Below are 5,219 nucleotides of genomic sequence, written 5' to 3'. Positions count from 1 at the left end.
GCTCTATGTCGTGGTGGACCCCCGCAAGGACAAGAAGACCGTCATGGTCCACAGCGACCCCTCGGATGGGCCCGACGGCATCCGCTACCGCAAGAAGATCCCCTACTCCTTCGGGGACACCGTCCCCGCCGGCCGGTGGACGCTCGACACGAGCAGCCTCAAGAGCTACCCCGCCGACTGGTAGGCCCGGGCCGAGTCCACACGGACCTGGTCCAGAACGCAGAAAAGCCCCGCACCATTAAAGGTGCGGGGCTTTCCCACAATGATTGTTCGGCGGCGTCCTACTCTCCCACAGGGTCCCCCCTGCAGTACCATCGGCGCTGAAAGGCTTAGCTTCCGGGTTCGAAATGTAACCGGGCGTTTCCCTAACGCTATGACCACCGAAACACTATGAAGTTAACCAACCGGATATGGACACAGTTCGTTACTTCAGAACTAACACAGTGGACGCGAGCAACTGAGGACAAGCCCTCGGCCTATTAGTACCAGTCAGCTCCACCCGTTACCGGGCTTCCACATCTGGCCTATCAACCCAGTCGTCTACTGGGAGCCTTACCCTCTCAAGGAGGTGGGAATACTCATCTTGAAGCAGGCTTCCCGCTTAGATGCTTTCAGCGGTTATCCCTCCCGAACGTAGCCAACCAGCCATGCCCTTGGCAGGACAACTGGCACACCAGAGGTTCGTCCGTCCCGGTCCTCTCGTACTAGGGACAGCCCTTCTCAATATTCCTGCGCGCGCAGCGGATAGGGACCGAACTGTCTCACGACGTTCTAAACCCAGCTCGCGTACCGCTTTAATGGGCGAACAGCCCAACCCTTGGGACCGACTCCAGCCCCAGGATGCGACGAGCCGACATCGAGGTGCCAAACCATCCCGTCGATATGGACTCTTGGGGAAGATCAGCCTGTTATCCCCGGGGTACCTTTTATCCGTTGAGCGACGGCGCTTCCACAAGCCACCGCCGGATCACTAGTCCCGACTTTCGTCCCTGCTCGACCCGTCGGTCTCACAGTCAAGCTCCCTTGTGCACTTACACTCAACACCTGATTGCCAACCAGGCTGAGGGAACCTTTGGGCGCCTCCGTTACTCTTTAGGAGGCAACCGCCCCAGTTAAACTACCCATCAGACACTGTCCCTGATCCGGATCACGGACCGAGGTTAGACATCCAGCACGACCAGAGTGGTATTTCAACGGCGACTCCACAACCACTGGCGTGGCTGCTTCAAAGTCTCCCACCTATCCTACACAAGCCGAACCGAACACCAATATCAAACTATAGTAAAGGTCCCGGGGTCTTTCCGTCCTGCTGCGCGAAACGAGCATCTTTACTCGTAGTGCAATTTCACCGGGCCTATGGTTGAGACAGTCGAGAAGTCGTTACGCCATTCGTGCAGGTCGGAACTTACCCGACAAGGAATTTCGCTACCTTAGGATGGTTATAGTTACCACCGCCGTTTACTGGCGCTTAAGTTCTCAGCTTCGCACGCCCGAAAGCGCACTAACCGGTCCCCTTAACGTTCCAGCACCGGGCAGGCGTCAGTCCGTATACATCGCCTTACGGCTTCGCACGGACCTGTGTTTTTAGTAAACAGTCGCTTCTCGCTGGTCTCTGCGGCCACCCCCAGCTCACGGAGTAAATCCGATCACCAGTGATGGCCCCCCTTCTCCCGAAGTTACGGGGGCATTTTGCCGAGTTCCTTAACCATAGTTCACCCGAACGCCTCGGTATTCTCTACCTGACCACCTGAGTCGGTTTAGGGTACGGGCCGCCATGAAACTCGCTAGAGGCTTTTCTCGACAGCATAGGATCATCCACTTCACCACAATCGGCTCGGCATCAGGTCTCAGCCTTAATGAGGGACGGATTTGCCTACCCCTCGGCCTACACCCTTACCCCGGGACTACCACCGCCCGGGCTGGACTACCTTCCTGCGTCACCCCATCGCTTACCTACTACAAGTCTGGTTCGTCGGCTCCACCACTTTCCTTTCCCCGAAGGGTCCGGAACGGCTTCACGGACTTAGCATCGCCTGATTCGATATTGGGCGTTTCAAAGCGGGTACCGGAATATCAACCGGTTGTCCATCGACTACGCCTGTCGGCCTCGCCTTAGGTCCCGACTTACCCTGGGCAGATCAGCTTGACCCAGGAACCCTTAGTCAATCGGCGCACACGTTTCTCACGTGTGTATCGCTACTCATGCCTGCATTCTCACTCGTGAACCGTCCACAACTAGCTTCCGCTGCTGCTTCACCCGGCACACGACGCTCCCCTACCCATCACAGCGGGCGTTGGCCCTATTGCTGCAATGACACGACTTCGGCGGTACGCTTGAGCCCCGCTACATTGTCGGCGCGGAATCACTTGACCAGTGAGCTATTACGCACTCTTTCAAGGGTGGCTGCTTCTAAGCCAACCTCCTGGTTGTCTCTGCGACTCCACATCCTTTCCCACTTAGCGTACGCTTAGGGGCCTTAGTCGATGCTCTGGGCTGTTTCCCTCTCGACCATGGAGCTTATCCCCCACAGTCTCACTGCCACGCTCTCACTTACCGGCATTCGGAGTTTGGCTAAGGTCAGTAACCCGGTAGGGCCCATCGCCTATCCAGTGCTCTACCTCCGGCAAGAAACACGTGACGCTGCACCTAAATGCATTTCGGGGAGAACCAGCTATCACGGAGTTTGATTGGCCTTTCACCCCTAACCACAGGTCATCCCCCAGGTTTTCAACCCTGGTGGGTTCGGTCCTCCACGAAGTCTTACCTCCGCTTCAACCTGCCCATGGCTAGATCACTCCGCTTCGGGTCTAGAGCGTGCAACTCAATCGCCCTATTCGGACTCGCTTTCGCTACGGCTTCCCCACACGGGTTAACCTCGCTACACACCGCTAACTCGCAGGCTCATTCTTCAAAAGGCACGCAGTCACGACCGTTGTTCCGAAGAACAACGGCGACGCTCCCACGGCTTGTAGGCACACGGTTTCAGGTACTATTTCACTCCGCTCCCGCGGTACTTTTCACCATTCCCTCACGGTACTATCCGCTATCGGTCACCAGGGAATATTTAGGCTTAGCGGGTGGTCCCGCCAGATTCACACGGGATTTCTCGGGCCCCGTGCTACTTGGGAGATTCTTAAGCAAGCCGCTGATGTTTCGTCTACGGGGGTCTTACCCTCTACGCCGGACCTTTCGCATGTCCTTCGACTACATCAACGGTTTCTGACTCGCCGACCGGCCGGCAGACCGGTCAAAAGAATTCCCACAACCCCGCATGCGCAACCCCTGCCGGGTATCACACGCATACGGTTTGGCCTCATCCGGTTTCGCTCGCCACTACTCCCGGAATCACGGTTGTTTTCTCTTCCTGCGGGTACTGAGATGTTTCACTTCCCCGCGTTCCCTCCACACTGCCTATGTGTTCAGCAGTGGGTGACAGCCCATGACGACTGCCGGGTTTCCCCATTCGGACACCCCCGGATCAAAGCTCAGTTGGCAGCTCCCCGGGGCCTATCGCGGCCTCTCACGTCCTTCATCGGTTCCTGGTGCCAAGGCATCCACCGTGTGCCCTTAAAAACTTGGCCTACAGATGCTCGCGTCCACTGTGTAGTTCTCAAGCAACGACCAGCCACCCATCACCCCACCAGACAAGCTGGCGAGTTCACTGGGGCCGGCATCGCAGAAGGACAGCCTTTCGGCCGTACCCTCAGATACCCAACAACGTGCCAAGCACGATCCCCGCCACCATCACTGTTTTCCACGCCGAAGCAGTACTTACAGGATGTTTTGGAAACCGTGCCAACTAATCAACGTTCCACCCATGAGCTGACCGTGCAGAACATTTGTCTGCAATCGGTACTGTGCTCCTTAGAAAGGAGGTGATCCAGCCGCACCTTCCGGTACGGCTACCTTGTTACGACTTCGTCCCAATCGCCAGTCCCACCTTCGACAGCTCCCTCCCTTACGGGTTGGGCCACCGGCTTCGGGTGTTACCGACTTTCGTGACGTGACGGGCGGTGTGTACAAGGCCCGGGAACGTATTCACCGCAGCAATGCTGATCTGCGATTACTAGCAACTCCGACTTCATGGGGTCGAGTTGCAGACCCCAATCCGAACTGAGACCGGCTTTTTGAGATTCGCTCCACCTCACGGTATCGCAGCTCATTGTACCGGCCATTGTAGCACGTGTGCAGCCCAAGACATAAGGGGCATGATGACTTGACGTCGTCCCCACCTTCCTCCGAGTTGACCCCGGCGGTCTCCTGTGAGTCCCCATCACCCCGAAGGGCATGCTGGCAACACAGGACAAGGGTTGCGCTCGTTGCGGGACTTAACCCAACATCTCACGACACGAGCTGACGACAGCCATGCACCACCTGTATACCGACCACAAGGGGGGCACTATCTCTAATGCTTTCCGGTATATGTCAAGCCTTGGTAAGGTTCTTCGCGTTGCGTCGAATTAAGCCACATGCTCCGCTGCTTGTGCGGGCCCCCGTCAATTCCTTTGAGTTTTAGCCTTGCGGCCGTACTCCCCAGGCGGGGAACTTAATGCGTTAGCTGCGGCACCGACGACGTGGAATGTCGCCAACACCTAGTTCCCAACGTTTACGGCGTGGACTACCAGGGTATCTAATCCTGTTCGCTCCCCACGCTTTCGCTCCTCAGCGTCAGTAATGGCCCAGAGATCCGCCTTCGCCACCGGTGTTCCTCCTGATATCTGCGCATTTCACCGCTACACCAGGAATTCCGATCTCCCCTACCACACTCTAGCTAGCCCGTATCGAATGCAGACCCGAGGTTAAGCCTCGGGCTTTCACATCCGACGTGACAAGCCGCCTACGAGCTCTTTACGCCCAATAATTCCGGACAACGCTTGCGCCCTACGTATTACCGCGGCTGCTGGCACGTAGTTAGCCGGCGCTTCTTCTGCAGGTACCGTCACTTTCGCTTCTTCCCTGCTGAAAGAGGTTTACAACCCGAAGGCCGTCATCCCTCACGCGGCGTCGCTGCATCAGGCTTTCGCCCATTGTGCAATATTCCCCACTGCTGCCTCCCGTAGGAGTCTGGGCCGTGTCTCAGTCCCAGTGTGGCCGGTCGCCCTCTCAGGCCGGCTACCCGTCGTCGCCTTGGTGGGCCATTACCCCACCAACAAGCTGATAGGCCGCGGGCTCATCCCACACCGAAAAACTTTCCACCACACCCTCACGGTGCGGTCCT

At 57.4% G+C, this 5,219-nt stretch carries 1 protein-coding gene and 3 rRNA genes; 1 reads left to right on the top strand and 3 read right to left on the bottom strand.

Features of this window, described 5'->3' with window-relative positions; all coding sequences use genetic code 11:
• Positions 1-184, top strand: a 184-nt coding sequence (locus ACFWGD_RS12970) for a hypothetical protein (protein ID WP_377779101.1), incomplete at its 5' end; no start/stop codon positions are given.
• Positions 185-268: 84 nt separating this feature from the next.
• Here ACFWGD_RS12970 and rrf read toward each other — a convergent pair.
• The 3 genes from rrf to ACFWGD_RS12955 all read right to left on the bottom strand — a co-directional run.
• Positions 269-385 (bottom strand): 5S ribosomal RNA (rrf, locus tag ACFWGD_RS12965).
• A gap of 74 nt (positions 386-459) precedes the next feature.
• A 23S ribosomal RNA gene (locus tag ACFWGD_RS12960) occupies positions 460-3,582 on the bottom strand.
• Between the two features lie 287 nt (positions 3,583-3,869).
• Positions 3,870-5,219, bottom strand: a 16S ribosomal RNA gene (locus ACFWGD_RS12955); the annotation flags it as partial.

Source organism: Corynebacterium sp. NPDC060344, assembly GCF_042725215.1.
Classification (GTDB): Bacteria; Actinomycetota; Actinomycetes; order Mycobacteriales; family Mycobacteriaceae; genus Corynebacterium.
Note: the sequence above shows the minus strand (reverse complement) of the source record. Positions and strands in the feature narration are given on the sequence as shown.